The organism is Marinoscillum pacificum, assembly GCF_024714495.1.
Lineage (GTDB): Bacteria > Bacteroidota > Bacteroidia > Cytophagales > Cyclobacteriaceae > Marinoscillum > Marinoscillum pacificum.
The window spans coordinates 368,855-386,621 of sequence record NZ_JAMZMJ010000004.1 but is presented as its reverse complement, the minus strand read 5'-3'; the positions used below and the strand labels follow the sequence as shown (position 1 = coordinate 386,621).

15 protein-coding genes are annotated in these 17,767 nt (G+C 37.3%); 14 read left to right on the top strand and 1 reads right to left on the bottom strand.

The window, feature by feature from the left end:
* Together NXS00_RS12820 and NXS00_RS12815 are read left to right on the top strand one after the other, a co-directional pair.
* Positions 1 to 141, top strand: a complete 141-nt coding sequence (locus NXS00_RS12820; RefSeq protein WP_258099607.1) for a hypothetical protein — start codon at positions 1 to 3, stop codon at positions 139 to 141.
* A 422-nt stretch (positions 142 to 563) separates the two neighbouring features.
* Positions 564 to 902: a hypothetical protein gene (locus NXS00_RS12815; protein ID WP_258099606.1), complete on the top strand. Its 339-nt coding sequence runs from the start codon at positions 564 to 566 to the stop codon at positions 900 to 902.
* Positions 903 to 922: 20 nt separating this feature from the next.
* Here NXS00_RS12815 and NXS00_RS12810 read toward each other — a convergent pair whose 3' ends face one another.
* Positions 923 to 1,585 (bottom strand): hypothetical protein, encoded by a 663-nt coding sequence (locus NXS00_RS12810; RefSeq protein WP_258099605.1) that lies wholly within the window; start codon positions 1,583 to 1,585, stop codon positions 923 to 925.
* Between the two features lie 341 nt (positions 1,586 to 1,926).
* Between NXS00_RS12810 and NXS00_RS12805 the strand changes: the two genes are divergently transcribed.
* The 12 genes from NXS00_RS12805 to NXS00_RS12750 all read left to right on the top strand — a co-directional run bounded on the left by NXS00_RS12805 (position 1,927) and on the right by NXS00_RS12750 (position 17,763).
* Positions 1,927 to 2,889, top strand: coding sequence for a hypothetical protein (locus tag NXS00_RS12805; RefSeq protein WP_258099604.1), 963 nt, complete (start codon positions 1,927 to 1,929; stop codon positions 2,887 to 2,889).
* 81 nt (positions 2,890 to 2,970) lie between these two features.
* Complete coding sequence (locus NXS00_RS12800) at positions 2,971 to 3,504, top strand: ferritin (protein WP_258099603.1); 534 nt, start codon at positions 2,971 to 2,973, stop codon at positions 3,502 to 3,504.
* A 106-nt stretch (positions 3,505 to 3,610) separates the two neighbouring features.
* Positions 3,611 to 6,688, top strand: a complete 3,078-nt coding sequence (locus tag NXS00_RS12795; protein ID WP_258099602.1) for a caspase family protein — start codon at positions 3,611 to 3,613, stop codon at positions 6,686 to 6,688.
* Positions 6,689 to 7,042: 354 nt separating this feature from the next.
* The gene (locus NXS00_RS12790; protein ID WP_258099601.1) at positions 7,043 to 9,517 is read left to right on the top strand and encodes a TonB-dependent receptor; all 2,475 of its coding nucleotides are present in this window, start codon (positions 7,043 to 7,045) and stop codon (positions 9,515 to 9,517) included.
* A 42-nt stretch (positions 9,518 to 9,559) separates the two neighbouring features.
* Positions 9,560 to 11,095: an HmuY family protein gene (locus NXS00_RS12785; protein ID WP_258099600.1), complete on the top strand. Its 1,536-nt coding sequence runs from the start codon at positions 9,560 to 9,562 to the stop codon at positions 11,093 to 11,095.
* A gap of 90 nt (positions 11,096 to 11,185) precedes the next feature.
* Positions 11,186 to 12,118, top strand: a complete 933-nt coding sequence (locus NXS00_RS12780) for a DUF6607 family protein (protein ID WP_258099599.1) — start codon at positions 11,186 to 11,188, stop codon at positions 12,116 to 12,118.
* A gap of 66 nt (positions 12,119 to 12,184) precedes the next feature.
* Positions 12,185 to 12,511: a DUF6686 family protein gene (locus tag NXS00_RS12775; RefSeq protein WP_308709058.1), complete on the top strand. Its 327-nt coding sequence runs from the start codon at positions 12,185 to 12,187 to the stop codon at positions 12,509 to 12,511.
* Positions 12,512 to 12,690: 179 nt separating this feature from the next.
* Positions 12,691 to 15,063 (top strand): TonB-dependent receptor, encoded by a 2,373-nt coding sequence (locus NXS00_RS12770; protein WP_258099597.1) that lies wholly within the window; start codon positions 12,691 to 12,693, stop codon positions 15,061 to 15,063.
* Between the two features lie 56 nt (positions 15,064 to 15,119).
* Positions 15,120 to 16,343, top strand: coding sequence for a DUF4374 domain-containing protein (locus NXS00_RS12765; RefSeq protein ID WP_258099596.1), 1,224 nt, complete (start codon positions 15,120 to 15,122; stop codon positions 16,341 to 16,343).
* A gap of 64 nt (positions 16,344 to 16,407) precedes the next feature.
* The gene (locus NXS00_RS12760) at positions 16,408 to 17,151 is read left to right on the top strand and encodes a DUF4198 domain-containing protein (RefSeq protein ID WP_258099595.1); all 744 of its coding nucleotides are present in this window, start codon (positions 16,408 to 16,410) and stop codon (positions 17,149 to 17,151) included.
* Entirely contained in the window at positions 17,148 to 17,489 is a 342-nt protein-coding gene (locus tag NXS00_RS12755; protein WP_258099594.1) for a hypothetical protein, read from the top strand. The genes NXS00_RS12760 and NXS00_RS12755 overlap by 4 nt, the downstream gene beginning before the upstream one ends.
* Positions 17,479 to 17,763, top strand: coding sequence for a hypothetical protein (locus NXS00_RS12750; protein WP_258099593.1), 285 nt, complete (start codon positions 17,479 to 17,481; stop codon positions 17,761 to 17,763). Before NXS00_RS12755 ends, NXS00_RS12750 begins: the two co-directional genes overlap by 11 nt.
* Positions 17,764 to 17,767: the final 4 nt, after the last annotated feature.

The window sequence follows — 17,767 nt, the reverse complement described above, 5'->3', positions numbered from 1 at the left end:
ATGGCACAAACACTTCTGGTGATCGGTTTATTTGGAGCAGCAGCGTTCTTTTTAGGTCGCCGATTGTATCTACAGTTTTCAGGTAAGAAACAACCCGGCTGTGAGAAGTGTGCGGCTAATCAGATTGCCAGTAGAAACTAAATAATGAATTAGTATTTCGCCTTTTTGCCCTTGATTTCCCTAAAGGGAAGGCGAAAAATTCATTAGGTGCCTTTTAGTTGGAAAACCAGTCTGACTGGCTGGAACTAATGGAATTGATATAAACACAAAAAAGATCCCTGACGAAATTTCTTGATGAGAAATATGTCAGGGCAAACTCACTACTTCTAGTGATATGAATACCTAACCATAGCTATTGCATGCACTAGATTTTTAAGTGATTTTTGCTATCTAGAATTATTCTAAATAATGAATAAGGAGACACCTACAGAGGAGCACGGATTTCAGTCATTCAACCCATTTGATAAAGGGTCAATGATGGAGAGCACGGAGTGTGTTTTCAAGAAATGCTGCAAGAAGTATAAGAAGAAGGGAAGACACTGTAAAAAGTGTCCAAAATTGTAATGGAAAGTACGAAGGAGCTTATATACGAGACAGCCAATGCGTCTTTGCATCAGTGTGATGCGACGGAACACTACATTCTTCACTTTGGTGGAGATACGGTGACGTTTCGTGCTTGTGAACTGATCACCTTTAAGCGTAAGATCCAGAAAATCGACTTAGCTACATTGCTCTCTAGCGAAACTCCAGATGTGGAGATCATCCACATGCCACATTGCGACCGCATTTTCGCTTTATCTATTCACAATGTCCTTGAGCTTAAAGACCTGTTCGGTGGAGCCTTCACCATGCTAGAGCTCAACAGCGTCATCCACAGACAGCTGGTAAGGAAGGTTTTTTGAGGTCAAATCGACAGGATTAACTAAATTTCTAGTATCCTTTGTACCTTTTGGATTAACTCCAAATGTTCCTTATACGCAGATTCCGTAGGATTCTCAATCATTTTCGTTTTGTACCTTGTTTCCAGGTTATCAATAAAAGTAAATGCATCTGGATGATTTGAAAGCTTATAAATAATGGCTTTATCAAGAATACCGCTCCCTGTAAAAAGTTGGCCCAATTCGCGAATTGAGATATTTTCAATCAAAGGAATAAGGTCTTTTTCATTATTGATATGATTGAAAAATGGTAATGCCTGCTGCATTAAATAGTTGTCGAAAACTATAAGGAAGTTATCTAAATTACCGTCATCTGATATTTTTAAGGAGGACGAATTCAAATGATCAATAGATTGTCCTGTAAGATTGAAATAGTTGGTACTCCAGATGTTAATACCATTCTGTTGTGTTTGAAAAATATCAGATCTAATTGCATTTAAATTTTTAAGAGCAATTCCAGCCCCAATGTTTATGGATGGATTTTGATCATTATTGAGGACCAGAGAAATTAAATCAACTTTTTGATCAGACTCTCTGGTGAATTTAATCAGATGATCCATAAAGGAATAGGTAACTACAAAATCGGAGATATTTGCTGAATTAGTCATCAAATATTGACCAATTGATTCAAGGTTGATAGGGTTCATCAGTTCAATTTGATTCTTCTTAGAAGAGTAAATATTTGAAAATAATAATCAAGATATAAAGAACCCATCTTTCTCTCTCCTTACAAAGGGGAGATTTGAACTATCTAAACTCGTTAGGATAATCACTATCAAGAGGGGTTGCTAACATCATCCACAAACAGCTGGTTAGGAAGGTTTTTTAAGGTCAAAGACCTACTAATTACAAAAGGACTTTTTTAGAAACCTTTAGCTACAACCGAGATTTTAGGTTGAGATTATAACCGTTCTACTGAACAACTGATGTAGTGATTGACAATCCAAAATTCAGCTAAATTTGGCATGGGTTATAAATTAGTGCCATAATGAAGTTTATTATAGCTATACTACTTGCATTATTGTTTCTCGAAACTCAATCTCAAAGATTAGTTGATGGTTCTGATGTCTCTATCATGAGTTATTGGAACGTTGAGGATACTCTAGACTTTCAATACAACAGGTCTCGACATGCATTTGAAGATACATCCAGTTTATATGATGTAACCTGGAATATTCAACTTGTAGTTACTGATTCTACAGATGATTCTTACACTCTAGACTGGTATTATAAAGACTTCACTTCAGAGATTAGAAGCAATGGTGAAATTATGGATGAACTAGCAGAAGAAGTTCTGCAAAAGATGAAAGGACTAAGGATAAAGTACCGAACTAATGAGCTTGGTACTTTTACGACCATCATAAACTGGAAGGAGATACGGCCTATTTTAAATAAAATATATGTTTACCAATATCAAAAACTTGGTACTACACAATATGGAACTCAAATGCAGAATGACTTTTCGAGGACCAAGTCCATTTATATAGACCAATCAGCTTTCGAAGCATCTCATCTAATGAGGGAGATTCAACAATTCCATTATTTATATGGAGTTCTTGTAACGGAAGGAGAAGTACAACAATTCCAAATGGAACAGCAATCACCACTAACTAATGGTTCAATTCCAGTGGATGTAAGTCTTCAGCTTTCGAAGCTTGATAAGGTAGCAGCGGTTGGAGAAATAACTATTAAGCAAAAATTCGGTGAGGAGGCAATAGAGATTTTGATTAATGCTACAAAAGATCGCTTCAGGCAAATTGGACGAGAAATTCCTGAAGATGTCGACGTACCTCTGATAGACATTACTGAAGAGTATAAGTTTAAATATGACTTAAATTCGGGGTGGCCAATTGAAATAAGCCATATTAAAGAAACAAAAAGTGAATATTCTCATTCCGTTGATGAATCCACATTTAATTTAAATCCGAACAAAGTCTCTTCTTTAGAATAGTTTTAAATTATGATTCGATAAGCTCAATAACAATCTTTTATTGTTCCTTTGTTGTTGTAGAATTTAAACACTTTGAATGCTATGAAGGATATATTAAGAAGACACTCTGTTCTCAATGACGAGATCGTAGACATAATCAACAAACAAGTAAAGATGGAAGCTCAGTCATCTGCGGCGTACCTGGCAATGGCTGCCTGGTGTGACAAAGAAGGCTATGACAACTGTGCGGAATTTTTCTTCAAACAATCTGATGAAGAACGTAAACATCAATTGAAGTTTTTCCACTATCTTGTAGACATGGAATGCGAGGCTATCTCGCCTGCTGTAGACCAGTCTCAGCATGAGTTTGACAAACTGAGAAGTGTTTTTGAAAAAGCACTTGAAATGGAGATTGCAGTAACTGATGCCATCCACGATATTGTAAGACTTTGTCGTAAAGAAGGAGATCTTGCAACAGAAGAATTTTTGAGATGGTTTGTTACAGAGCAAATTGAAGAAGAATACATCGCTAGAAGATGCTTAGAATTGTTTGATGTATTGGGAGAAGATAAAATCGCTCTTGGTATGATCGAAGAAAGAATTCTAGGTGTTAGCTACGATGCTGGAGAAGCTTAAGATTAACATTCATACACCTGTAAAAGGAGAGTCATTCATTTGGTTCTCCTTTTTTTTATGAGGTAAGTGTAATATTTTGCCATATTACTAATCAATATTCACTGCCTTGAAAAATTATCTATTACTAATCGGAATTGACAAGTACCAAAGTCAATCTACATTATCTAATTGTGTCAAAGATGTCAAAGATTTTAGAGATGTCTTGTATAATCAATATCATTTCGAAGAAGAGCATACATTTGAGCTATTTGACTCTTCCGCCTCAAATTATAATATTCAGGAAGTTTTCAAATCTATAGCTTCAAAAGTTGAGTCTCGCGATAACTTAGTAGTTTTTTATTCTGGTCATGGTCATTATGATTCAGGATCAAAAAGGGGTTTTTGGATTCCTGTAGACGGCAAGAATGATTATACAACTTGGATTGGAAATGATACAATTATTACTCTTTTAAGTCAAATTAGCTGTAAACACTTGTTTTTAATAGTTGATAGCTGTTTCTCACATTCGCTTCTTATTAGTGAAGAGTCATCAAAATCAATTGATGAGTATGGTGAAAGAAATTCAAGATGGGCATTGGTTTCAGCATTTGATGAATCTTGGGCTCCCAAAGATCCACTCTTAAATAGTGATTTTGCTAAATATATAATTGAATATTTAGAAACAGCGGAAAAGGAATTTAGAATAGGAAAATTAATAGATCATGTGAAAGACTCGTTCGCAGACAATGAATTACAGTCTCCCCAAGGCCACCCACTTAGAATGAAAGGTCATAAGGGAGGTGAATTTATTTTTAGTATTCAAAATGACTTAGATAAAAGGGATTTTAAAGGTTATTCAAGATTTCATAATGTGCTAAGGCTATATAAACGTAATGCCGCTTTCACTGAAATTGGTAAGTACGAAGAAAAGAGTCTTAAAATTGGGTATCAACTTTTTCAAGAAATAGATCCAGTAATAAAAAAATTGACGCATTATTTGTACTTGTACTCTGGAATAAATTTGACCCAAACTGTTAAACATTTATTTACTACCCATCAAAAAGTAATTGAAAAACAGAGTTTAGTAATCTTACTTCAAAAAGAAAAAGGACAAACTGATCCTTCAAGAAGATTGGCTAATGTTCAAAGATTGTTTTCTCCAATAAACACTTTTTATATAGATGATTTTATTAGAAATTCATGCACACCCAAAACAGACATAACTAATTCAACAGAGGATTTTCTTCAAATAGCACATTTTATTATCCCCTCCTATTCGAGTACCAATGATGTAACCGACATTGAGAAATACATTGATATTTGGAGAAACAAGGAATCTGAGCCAATCATTATTTTGAAAGGAACAGGAGGGATTGGGAAAACTACGTTTGCCCATTATCTCATGGATAGATTTTTACAATTATCTCCTGAAACTATTCCTCTGTTTATTGATTCATTGTTAATTAAGGATAATTTGCTCAAAAGAGCGAATCACGTAACTAAATTATCTGTTTATAATTTCTATGAAGCCTTATTTAATGATAATCAATTAGAAGGAGAGAAATTATCAGAAGAGCTTTTCTACTTAAACCTGGATGCAGGAAATTTTCTAGTCGTAATTGATGGATTAGATGAGGTTATTTCTAAGGTTCCTGGTTTCGATGTAGAAGCTTTTTTAAAGTCAATTGAAGATTCGTCTAAAGATTTAGGTAGTGGAAAGGTAATCATAACATGTAGGACTCATTTTTGGAATAATGCCATAACGGATTTTAAATTCGATGTTATAGATCTTAAACCTTTCGATCGTAATCAAGCGGTTCAGTTTTTTGAGAAAAGTCTGGATAAAACTTCAAAACAGAAAAAAGCCATGAAGATGGCTGACGAATTCAGGTTTGAGGAGGGTGATGAGCTCTTTCATCCGTACGTTCTTGATATAATTCAATCAGTAATATCGCTTTCTGGCGAAGATTTAGAGCTTGACTTAACAGATTTTGCTAGTTCTAAATTAAATCCAAAAGTGAATAACGATTACATATTATACAGAGTCTGTGATCGGGAAATGAAACGTGTTGGACAAATTAGGGTTGATGAACAGATTCAGTTTTTCTGTTATTTGTCAAATGATAAAAGAGGGAATATTAAAACAAGGAACTTAAAAAGTGAAATGCGTAATGCACTTCATCGACATATTGATGAAGTAAATTTGGAAGCTTTTAAATCACACCCTTTCTTGATTAGCTCTCCTTCTCAAATAAGGTTTAGATATGATTTCTTTATTGAAGTATTCAGAGCTGTAGAAATAGCAGAATTTTTCAATTTCAAGGAAACAAGTAAGCCATCTATAGGCAGAAATCTTATTGAAATAATTGCAGAGAGTTGCTGGTATGATTCTGGTTTGAATATTGAGGTATCAAAAAGGATACGTAGGTGGGAAGAAGATGATCATTTGATGGTTTCTGAAATTATTGAACAAATCAATCAAAATACTATTATTAGCGAGGAGTTAAAAAATAGAGCAAGCGGTAATATTCTGAATATTGCTTTAAGAATAAACCACCGATTTAAACCAAATGATAATGAATCTAACACGCGGTTGATAAGGACATTGTTTGAAAGGTCTCCAAATAAATTGGATAACCTAGCATTGGTAAATTTAAACTCAGAGGTAAAAATAAAGTTTGATTTTTCAGGAATAGTTGTGGAGAACTCAATAATTGACGGTTATTCCTTTTTCTATAATTGTGGGTTTGATAGTGAAACTCAATTTATTCAATGCAAGTTGTTGAATCTGAGTAATGACTATGGGAATGAAAAGATTAATAAGGATATTTTTATTAATTGTACATATGATAAGAATGTAGAGCAAGTAATAAAATATAGTGAAGAATCACTAAAGGAAAATATTGATAGAGCTAAAGCATTCTTAAATGCATATTTTCACCTCTATTTTAGTAATGGAAAATTGGGGAGACAATGGGAAGATAAAGTAATCAAAGTCAGGTTCAATGGGATCGATAAATATAATTATGGATATAAAAAGGTACTTAGGGTTTTAAAAGGGATTGAATTAATTCAGCAATCAGAAGAAAAGGAAGGCAGTAAACTTTTTGTAAATGATAAATTTAAAAATGATGTCGTTAGGTTTGTTAAAGATGGCACGCATTCTCTTATTATTTCTAAAGCAATACAGCTTTTAAAAAATTAGTATCATTTGGTTCTCCTTTTTTTGTGTCTTTTCGGTAGTAACCACGGAGAAATGGAGATCACTGAGAAGGGATTAGATTATTGCTTATTCTATTTTATGAGATTCCTGCCTGCGCAGGAAGGACGATTGTTGGATGGTAATGAAATCGACTCCCTTTAGGGGCGAAGGGCTAGAGGAGAGTTTCTAGGAAAGTTGATCACCTTCACCTAGTGATACCAATACTAATGATTAGTAGCTAGCAATAGTTAATATCGAGTAGCTAATAATAGTACTTAAAAAAACCCTTATCAATAGCGATTGACGTATTGACCGGAGTAGGTCATCTTTGTATTATTTAGAACGATTCTAAATAATATGGATATAGCTAATTACGATACTTTTTTTGTGGATTTGGAGGCTCGTCTCAAGCGTTCTCCTAGTGATCGTAAGCAGATTATTTCCAAAGCTGTAAAGGAAACCCATTGTCCCTACTTGTTAAGCAGGTTGCAGGATCTACAACGAATCTATAGAACAACCATTTTCATTTTTGCTTTCTGCTTGATTCAGCAGGTCATGGCCCAAACTGGCTACGTGGTACAAGATGTTGAAACTGGTGAGTCTATTATTGGTGCTACTGTGCAACTGCAACAGGGTAAAGACTCCAAAATGCTTATCTCAGATGGTGATGGAAGGTTTATAGTATCCCACAAGCCTCCATATACTTTGATGATTAAGCATATTGGGTATCGCACGCTGATTGATACAATAAGCAGTGATGTTCCAGAAACCTTCTACCTCCACCAAACAAGCCAGAACCTCGATGAAGTGATAATTTCTTCCGCACCTGATCACAATGTTTCTATTGATCGTGAATTGTTTGATGTTAAGGAAATAGACCGGAAAACGATTGACCAGTTAGCAGGAAACAACCTTTCTGATGTGTTGAATTTCAATATGAACATGACCATTGTTCCAGATGTGGCCACTGGTCGGTCTACTGTCAATATGTTTGGACTGAGTGGCGAATACGTTAAAATATTAGTGGACAATGTTCCTATGGCTGGCGATAATGGTTCGGGGAATAACATTGACATCTCTCAGATAAATCTCGAAAATGTAGAGCGAATTGAAGTTTCTGAAGGAACGATGGGTGTTCAATATGGGTCTAATGCTGTTGCAGGAGTAATCAACATTGTGACCAAGAAAAACCTCGATCACAAATGGGAAGTGAGCACTTCTGTTCAGGAGGAAACTGTTGGCCCAGAGTATGCATGGTTTGGAAAGGGGCGACATATTCAAAACGTAAAAGCTTCTGTGAATCTTTCAGAGCGTTCTTTTGTAACCCTTGGAGTTTCCCGGAATGATTTCACAGGTTTTTTTAATGACTATCAGGGTAAAAATTACAAGGAAACGGATGGCCTTAGAGGATATGAGTGGAATCCCAAGATGCAGTTGTCATCCAATGCGATGCTCAATTATCAAATAAGTCCTACGGTGAGTGCTCTGTACAAATTTGAATCTTATAAGGAGACCATTGACATTTATAACCACACAGTTAATGCAAGACTTGGAGGAGATCAGGAGCTGGATAACTCAGCTACTGATGAACAGTACATCACCAATAGATATGGACACTACCTCAATGTGAATGGCAAACTAGCTAATAAGCCATTTTCTTTTATAGGCTCATGGCAACAGCAGATTCGAGAAGTAGAAGCGTACACTTACAATCTGGACTATCAGGTAAAAACGGCAAGTACAGGACGGGTAGAGAACCAGTCAAGTAATATTTATTATTCCAGAGGTAGTCTGGATCATCTTCTCACCAATGAAATACTTCATGTTGATTTAGGATTTGAAACAGAATATCAGCGTGGGTATGACGCCATAGCAAGTGGGCCATATTCTGACAACATTTCCATTCAGAATATCTGGTATGCAGATCCTTTCCTGACCACCTCATTCAGCACATCTGAGCGATACTCCATTACACCAGGTCTACGTTTCAACCACAACTCGAAGTATGGAACTCATTTAATTTGGTCTACGACCTTGAGTTATAATCTACCCAAGTTGTTCAAGACAAAACTGGTCGTTGGGTCGGCCTACAAAACGCCTAATTTCTCCCAGTTGTTCTATCATTTTGTGGATGCCAACCATGACGTGAGAGGAAACCCGGACCTTAGTCCTGAAGATGGGATAAGCGTCATGCTAGACATAGATCGCAATCATCGTACTAGAGGTTATTGGAAATGGAATTCAGGAATTAAAGCTTTCCATTATGGCATAAAGGACAAAATTACCCAGGTTCAGATACTGGATGAAACAAGTACTGGCCAGTCAATATCACGATTTACCTATCTCAATGTTGCTGATTATACCAATTATGGATTGACTCTGGAAAATCAAATGAATTACAAAGCATTTGATTGGCTTTTGGGATTCAATTATATCCGAACTATTGAGTACTTGGGAGAAGAGAAAATAAGATCGACCCCTTTTTCTATTACTTCTAGAATGTCTCTTGATCTGCAAAGATTAGGTATGAGACTTGGACTCAACGTAAAATACAATGGTTCTGATCAGCAGTTTTATCAGACGGGAGATACCATAGAGCCAGGTAAACTGGAGGGTTATACTCTCGCAGATGCAAGCATTAAAAAGTCCTTTTTGGACAACAGTCTCGAGCTGACACTAGGAAGCAGGAATTTACTCAATGTAGTATCTATCAATGCATCTGGCTTATCAGCAGGAGGAGGACATGATGGGGTAGCTCCTACCTCCCAGTTTTTTAGTACCGGGAGATCTTGGTTTCTGAAACTATCCTATTCATTTAAATCAAAATCATAAATAGAAGGCAAATAAATGTTTATTAAAGATCAATTTAAATTAATGAAGAATACTTTACGATTTACATGGATGCTATTGTTGGCAATGGCGACCCTGGTATTCACGTCTTGTAATGAGGAGGACGAGGTGATCAGGATTTTTGAGGCAAACTTTGAAGGTTCTAGCGCAGGACTTGAGTCGTTAAATAGTAGTGCAGAAGTCACAGTGAGTTTTTCAACTCCTACAATTCAGGAGACTACAGTGGTTATAGAAATTGAAGAAAATGGTGTGGTGTATGGTTCTGACTATGAAACCAGCCCTGCAGCAACTGATGGTACCATTGAAGTAACAGTGCCATCAGGTTCTGAAAATGCAAGTTTTTCAGTTACCAGAAAGGTTGAGTTCATCGAATCTGGGAATAATGTAAGTTTTACATTGGTATCAGTTGACGGAGAAGAAGACCCGCAAATAGTAGGTAGTTCTTTCACTGTGTCATTCGAAAAAGTGGTTTCTGAGTCTGGACAAATTGATATAGCCACAGGTGGATCTACCCAACCAAATCAGGTTTACATTGACTTTAGCTCTGGAACACAAACAGCGGTAAGAAGAGACGCCTGGGAGCTTGGTTTCTACAATGGTTCAGAAAACAGAGTATTCTTAAACTCCTCGATCAAAGCTTCAGCGGCGGTACTTACTGGTGTAACGGATTTAAATAGTGTAACAAGTGCTTATGAATTCAGTGAGCCAGTAACGCTGTATTACTATCCTGATTTCGCAACAAAGACAGAAATTCAAGTAAGTAATGTAGAGGAGCTAACGGCTGGTTTGCCTGTTGGTTATACTCAGTACGGCGATGAAGACAATGGAGTGGTGTTTACAGATTTAGCTGCTGGAAATTTGGATGAAACGGCAATAGCTGAAATTTCTACTAATGCGGACGAGAACTTTGTATATATCGTTTCTCTTGGAAACGAAATTCCGGATGAAGAAGCGGAAGCTGGTTCTATCAACATTTCTGGTGATCACAGAGGGTTCATGAAAGTTCGTATTTTGACTGATGGAAATTCTTACACTCTTCAATACGCGGAGTTAGACGCTACCACATTCACCGAGGTTAATATTGCTAAGAGTACATACAATACAATGTCAGCTTTTAGTTTGGTGAATGGTGGAGAAGTGGCAGTTGAGCCGGAATCTTATGACATTAACTTCACAGGTGTATTCTCTTATTACAGTGGAGGATTTGGATTAACCTACTCAGACTATGCTATTCACAATACACTAGGAGGTGTTGGTGTATATAAACTGCACACAGAAGATTTACCTGGTGGGTTTGGAGCTCCTGGTGAAACAGCCAATACAGACATTAGCTATGAGAATTTTACCTTGGCTGATGTAGATGAAAACGAGTTTGTTTTTGATGATAGAACAGTCATTAATAGTGGATGGAGAAGTACCTCTCAGGGAGTGGCTTATGATTATATGTATTTTATTGTCAAAGACGTTGATGGGGATTACTACAAAGTCCAGTTTACCGCATTGTTGAGTGCAGATGGAGAGCGTGGTTACCCGCAATTGAGATATGCACTACTCCAGTAATATCAATTACATCTCTTCATATAGAACAAACTCCTCTGTTTTGGCAGAGGAGTTTATCTGGTCTTGACTGTTTTAAAAAATGATATAAAAATGAAACAACTACTTACACTTACTTTATTGACTATTGCCACATTAGCTTATAGTCAAAAACAAAAAAAAGCAGACATTGAATCGATTAAATCCATGTGTGGATGCTATGACATCAGTTTCAATTTTGCTGAAACTTTTAGCCCAAAAGAAGACTATGAGTACCATGACAATTATACTTCAGGTGCTTTGGAGTATGCATTTGTGGTAGAAGAGTCTAAAGATAAGGTAGTCATTCAGCACCTATTGGTCATTATGGATACCATGATCATTAAGCATTGGAGACAGGATTGGCTGTATGAAAACACCGATCTATATACCTATGATCAAGGTGATTCATGGAAATATAAGTCACTTGACCCGAAAGCAGTGAAAGGTCAGTGGACACAAAATGTGTATCAAGTGGATGATAGCCCTCGATACGGTGCCTCGGCTAGTTGGGTTCATCTGGATGGTAAAGACTACTGGGAGAGCTATGCGGATGCTCCATTGCCTAGAAGAGAGTACACCAAAAGAAAAGACTATAATGTGATGGTTCGAAAAAATAGACATGAAATCACAAAGGAGGGCTGGATACATGAACAAGACAACAAAAAAGTAAATAGACAAGCAGGAACTGACGAGCTTATCGCCTGGGAAAAAGGGTGGAACACCTATCAGAAGGTAGAAGAGAGTAAATGTGCTGCAGCTAAAGAATGGTGGAGTGCTAACTCAAGCTATTGGGCAGATGTGCGTGCTGTATGGGATGAACTTTTTGCTACCCAAGAAACACTTACGATCAACAGTGTCGCTGACAATGAGAAGCTCTATAGAAGAATCTTTGCTTTAGGAGATGAAGCTATTGAGAACAATTATAGTTCTGAAGAGACTCGTGCAAAAGTTCGTGATGCCATTAAAATTCATTTAAGTAACGATCAATTATTATCTAGTAAGTAAGTAGAATATTGGGATGGGTTTGTTGAACCCGTCCCTCTTCTTCTCCCACCCTTTTAAAGAAACCCCATGTGTGATAATTTGAATCAAACACCTCTCACTTCTTCTGATAATGGAATGGTGTACTGGTGTAAGAATTGTCGAAACTTCTCGGTAGTTTATAAAACCTCCTGTATGATGTTTAACATCAGAGATTACTCATCGTTTCTTCAATTACTAAATTCTTTGGGCAAGGATGACTTTAAATATGAGATTGGGTCACAAATGAATGTAATACTAAAGAACAATTGTTCATCAGTGGGGCTATCGTTGACTGAAGAAGAATCTCAAGATATGGCCAATCTGATGGCTGAAGGAATGCTGCTCTACGAAGCAAACCGTTTAATTACAACTTAGCTAACTAGTATTAGCTAGCCTAGTAATGCTACAAGTAGTTATTCGTCCCTACATCTAGGGATATGGAATAGCTATATCTAGTACTCTCAAAAACCCTCACCACTAGCGATTGACATAGAAGCGTCTCAAATACACTTTTGCAGTGTTGTTTAGAAACATTCTAAATAAGCAAACAAATAATGAGACCAGCTTTTCTATTCATATTATTTTTCATCTCTGGTACAGTTGTCTGGGGACAAATGACACTTGGTGGTCAGGTGACTGACCAGTCTGGTGTAGGTATTCCGGGTATCACAGTACAGGTAAAAGGAACCAGCAATGGAGTTTCTACCGATATTGAAGGAAACTTCCGCTTGAAAAACCTTTCAAAGGGTCCGTTGACGCTCGTTTTTACAGGAATTGGTTTTCAACAGCAAGAATTAGCCGTTCTGCTGGAAAATTCCTCCAGAATAGACCCGGTAAAACTTAAAGAAAGTACCACCGAGCTAAGTGCTGTACAGGTAGTAGGAAAGTCGGAAACTGCAGAAATTCGAGAAATGCCCTACTCAATTACCGCAATTGATGTAGCTCCGTTGAAAACACAAAATTTAGATGTTAATCAGATTTTGGGAACGGTATCTGGAGTGCGAATCAGAGAAGAAGGTGGATTAGGGTCTAGTTTCAATTTTACTCTAAATGGTTTTTCCGGTAATCAGGTCCGATTTTTTATTGATGGAATACCTATGGACTATTTTGGTTCATCACTTACACTTAACAATATACCATCTAATCTTATTTCCAATATTGAAGTGTATAAAGGAGTAGTTCCTGTACACCTTGGATCCGATGCTCTTGGAGGAGCTATTAACATTACTACCAATCAAAACATCCGACGATTTCTAGATATAAGTTATTCAATCGGCTCTTTTAATACGCACCGAGCGTCGGTAGTGAGTCGCTATACCACCAATAGTGGCTTAAGAGTAAATGCCAACGCCTTCTTCAATTATTCTGACAACAATTATGACATAATGGCCGAGGTGGCCAATACCGAAACAGGAAAGGTAACAGAGCAAGAAGTAGAGCGTTTTCACGACGGATATCAATCTCAAACAGTACAGGTAGAAATTGGTGTGACCAATAAACCCTATGCTGATCAGTTATTGGTTGGCGTAATTGGGTCAAGTAATTATAAGGAGATTCAATCAGGTTATAACCTTACGAAGGTAGTTGGAGAGGCTTATACAGAAGACAAGGCGATATTGGGTACTTTCAAATACAAGAAGTCTGACTTATTCCTGGATGGCTTAACCTTAACAGTAAATGGATTTACAAAATTCGGTAGAATTTTAACTGTAGATACGAGTAGTTATGAGTATAACTGGCTTGGGGAGCGTTCCAGAAAGAAACTAGGAACAACTTCTGGTGAAATAGCATGGTATAAAACCCAGTTTAGGTTTGACGACAAGGCGTCTACTGCTACTTCTTTACTGTCCTATAAAATTAATGAGAATCAATCCGTAGCTATTAACAACACCTTTTCTTACTTCTACAGAATTGGTAGTGATCCATTGGGGCAAAGTGACCCGGTTGGATTAAGTTCAGTGCCATTTACGGAACCAAATACGCTTCGCAAGAACATCACAGGACTATCCTATAGTTTAAAACTGCTAGAAGATAAGCTTCGAATGGTTGGGTTTGGTAAAATGTATTACCTGCATTCAGTTTCCAGAGAAGAGGATGGTTTTGGTGATCAACAAGAAATCAACACCATTCGCAAGGAAAGCCTAACATATGGCTATGGTGTAGGAGCTACGTATTTTTTGTTTGAAGGATTTCAAATCAAAGCTTCTTATGAATATGCTTACAGGCTCCCGGATGTGTTAGAGCTTTTTGGAAACGGGTTGCAAGTAGAGCCCAATGCGCACCTTGATTCTGAACACAGCCAAAACTATAATTTTGGTGTCCTATCTCAGCAAACATGGGGCAAGCACCAGTTGATGACCGAAGCGTCATTTTTATATCGTTTGCCGAAAAACATGATCAGAAATTATGCTGTTGGAAATACCAGTAACTATTTAAACCTGGTAGATACAAAAGTTACTGGCTATGAGCTCAATCTACGCTATGATTATAACAGAAAAATCAATGCTTCTATTAATGGAACCTACCAACCAATAGTTAATACACAAAAGACGGACCCTGTTTCTGGCGGAACTAACTACCTGTATCTTTCTCAAATACCAAATGAACCAATCTTATTTGGTAATGCTCAAGCGGGATATACTATCCTAAACAATACCCAAACCAGCAACAAGTTATTTGCAAATTGGACCACCTCTTTTGTTGAGGCATTTTATCTGAAATGGCCTGCATATGGAGGCAAGAGTTCCAAAGCTGATATACCAAGGCAATTATCGCACAGCATATCACTCTCTTATAGCATGAAGGGAGGCAAGTATAATGCTTCATTGAGCTGCACAAATATTTTTGATGCTGTGCTCTTTGACAACTTTATGCTTCAAAAACCAGGAAGGGCTTTTAGTTTGAAATTGAACTACTTCCTTGATTAACAATAGTGCCAATCAAAAACCAATATTTAGATATGAACAAGTTGAATTTTATAAAAATGATGTTGCTCCTAGCCATCATTTCAGGGTTGTCAGCATGTACTACAGATGACGAAGTAGACACCGCTGGTGCTAATTATGTTATGTCTTTGCGTACTCAGAATGCAAATGATGAAAGTGCAGATTATTACATCACCGTGGATGATCTATTAAATGGAGAAATCAGTGCTGTTGGTCAGGGTGTAGAGCTTATAGGATGGAATTACAATGCCAAATTTGGTGATACTTATTTTGCATTTGGTTATGACCTGAATGAGTGTATCGGTTATAAACTACAAGATGGTGAGTTGATTTCTCAAGGTAAGTTTGTTTTTGAGAGAATAGACGTAATGGAGCCATTGGACAATGATTACTTTTTAGGAATTGGAGCTCCGTGGGGCGGAGGTTCTTATGATTGTAATCTTCAGGTAGTGAGCATTGATGATATTGCTATCGATCACAATGCAGAACACCCAATATATGAAAGTTTCCACTACGTGGATTCATTAGACCAAAGCGTACAATTAAATGCCTGGCCTACCGGTGCATATTTGGATAATGATAAGCTTTTTGTAAGCTTCTATCCTTTGCACGGAACTTCATGGCAAACGCCTAATACAGACACTGCTTATGTAAGTGTGTTCTCTTATCCTGAATTGGATTATATCAAAACAATCAAAGACGATAGAACTGGTCCTATCGGATACTACGGTGGATCTCCAGTGATTTTAGAAAACGAAGGTGGAGATCACTTCTTTGTTTCTACAGGTTGTAAAGCTTGTGGGTTCACGCAGGTGACTAAGTCTTCAGGTATTTTGAAGGTTAATGCTGGTGAAACAGAATTTGATCCTAATTACTATTTTGATGTAGAAGGTAAAACTGGATACAAAGTGCTTTCTGGTACATACGTAGGCAATGGATTAGCAGTAGCAAGGGTTATCTCTACTCAATTGGATGATCAGGCGTCAGCAGTGAATATGTGGGCTACGTTCAGTGAGGTGACTCCTATATTGAATGCTGCAGTTATTGATTTGAATGCAGAGACTTTAACTATTGTTGAAGATGTGCCATTACATGGTGGTCAATATAAGACTCCTTACTTAGTAGAAAATGGTAAAGTATACATTTCAGTAAATACAGGTACTGATGCTCATGTATATGAGGTAGATCCAGCTAGCGCCACTGCTACAAAAGGTGCGAAGCTAATTGGTAACCAGTTCCAGGCATTGTTTGCAACGAAGTAATTGAATTGTTTCTTGAGTAACCGGGGTGAGTTTATTCTCATCTCGGTTTTTGATATTTAATAGGATGAAGAATCAAATAAGAATTTGGGTAACAGCAATGATGCTTGTTATCGCAAGCCAGGTATCTGCTCATTATTTGTGGGTGGAAACAGCTGAAACTGGTAAAATTGGAAAAACACATAAGGTACAGGTGTTTTTCGGAGAGTATACCTATGGTGTAATCGAAGATCCAAGCGGTGAGAATTTTGAAAACGTAAAAAACTTCCAGTTATGGGTAGTTGCTCCTTCTGGTAAGAAAACAGAAATCAAAACCACAGCAGGCAAAGAGTCTTTTGTCGGAACGTTTACTCCGGAAGAAAATGGAACATACACGGTGGTGCTTAATAACAACGAGATAGATGTTATTGACTACACGCAGTATGATTTTGGCATATTCAAAACACACTATCACTCAACAGCCAAAGTTGTTGTGGGTAAAGAAGTAGGTATCACTGAATCAACCAATGCTGATGGTCTTGTGGTGATCAATTCGTCTGCTTCAACTGGAGCAAAAAATGGAGAGGTCACTCTTAATGTTTTGTACAAAGGCGAGCCTGTAGAAGGACAAGAAGTAGCTGTTTACATTTCAGATATGTGGAGTAAAAAACTGTATACAGATGCTGAAGGAAAGGTGAGTTTCACACTTCCATGGGAAACTCGTTATACCGTGGAGACTACCAGAAAAGAGGAAGTTCCAGGGACTTACAAAGGCGATGATTACGAGTTCATCTGGCATTGTGCAACCTACAGTTTGAACTTGAGTAAATGATCTCTTTAGCCACATACCTCACGTTTTTAGGATTCTGGTTTTGCTATCAAACATCCCAAAAGGCCGTATTGGCTGCACCAAATAAAGTGGAAATGTGGCTTAGATCAGACCGTTTAAAAGGCAACTCCCTGGGAGTTGTCTTACTGTTTTCGGGTCTGTTTATGTGTATTATGGCGTTAGGTTTAGGCTCGGGCTTTTTTGGGTTTATTATGTTAGTTTCCACTATTTCCAGTTTGGTGATTGTCTTAGCACCCATCGGGTTGCTCAATTTGGGAATAGGTTCTGCATTTGCCTTATTGTGTTTACTTATTGAAATCATTTTGACGCATGCCAGCTAATAAGAAGTATTTCAGCAGTCCTCTTCAGCGTTTTGCTAAGATTTCAGCGGGATTCATTGGAGGTTATTTTGTTACAGTAAGTTTATTTATGATGCTGTCTCAGTTGTTAGACAGGGCAGGCACCATGGTCACACTAGTTTTTGGTGGTTTCATCATGTGGGCAGGATTACTGATCTGCGCCTTCCTTATCAAAAATGGTTGGGTGACCTGGGGTCTGTACATAATTCTCACGCTGTTTTTTTCGTCCATTTTTTATTTGAATCTCCCGCAGTAGCCTG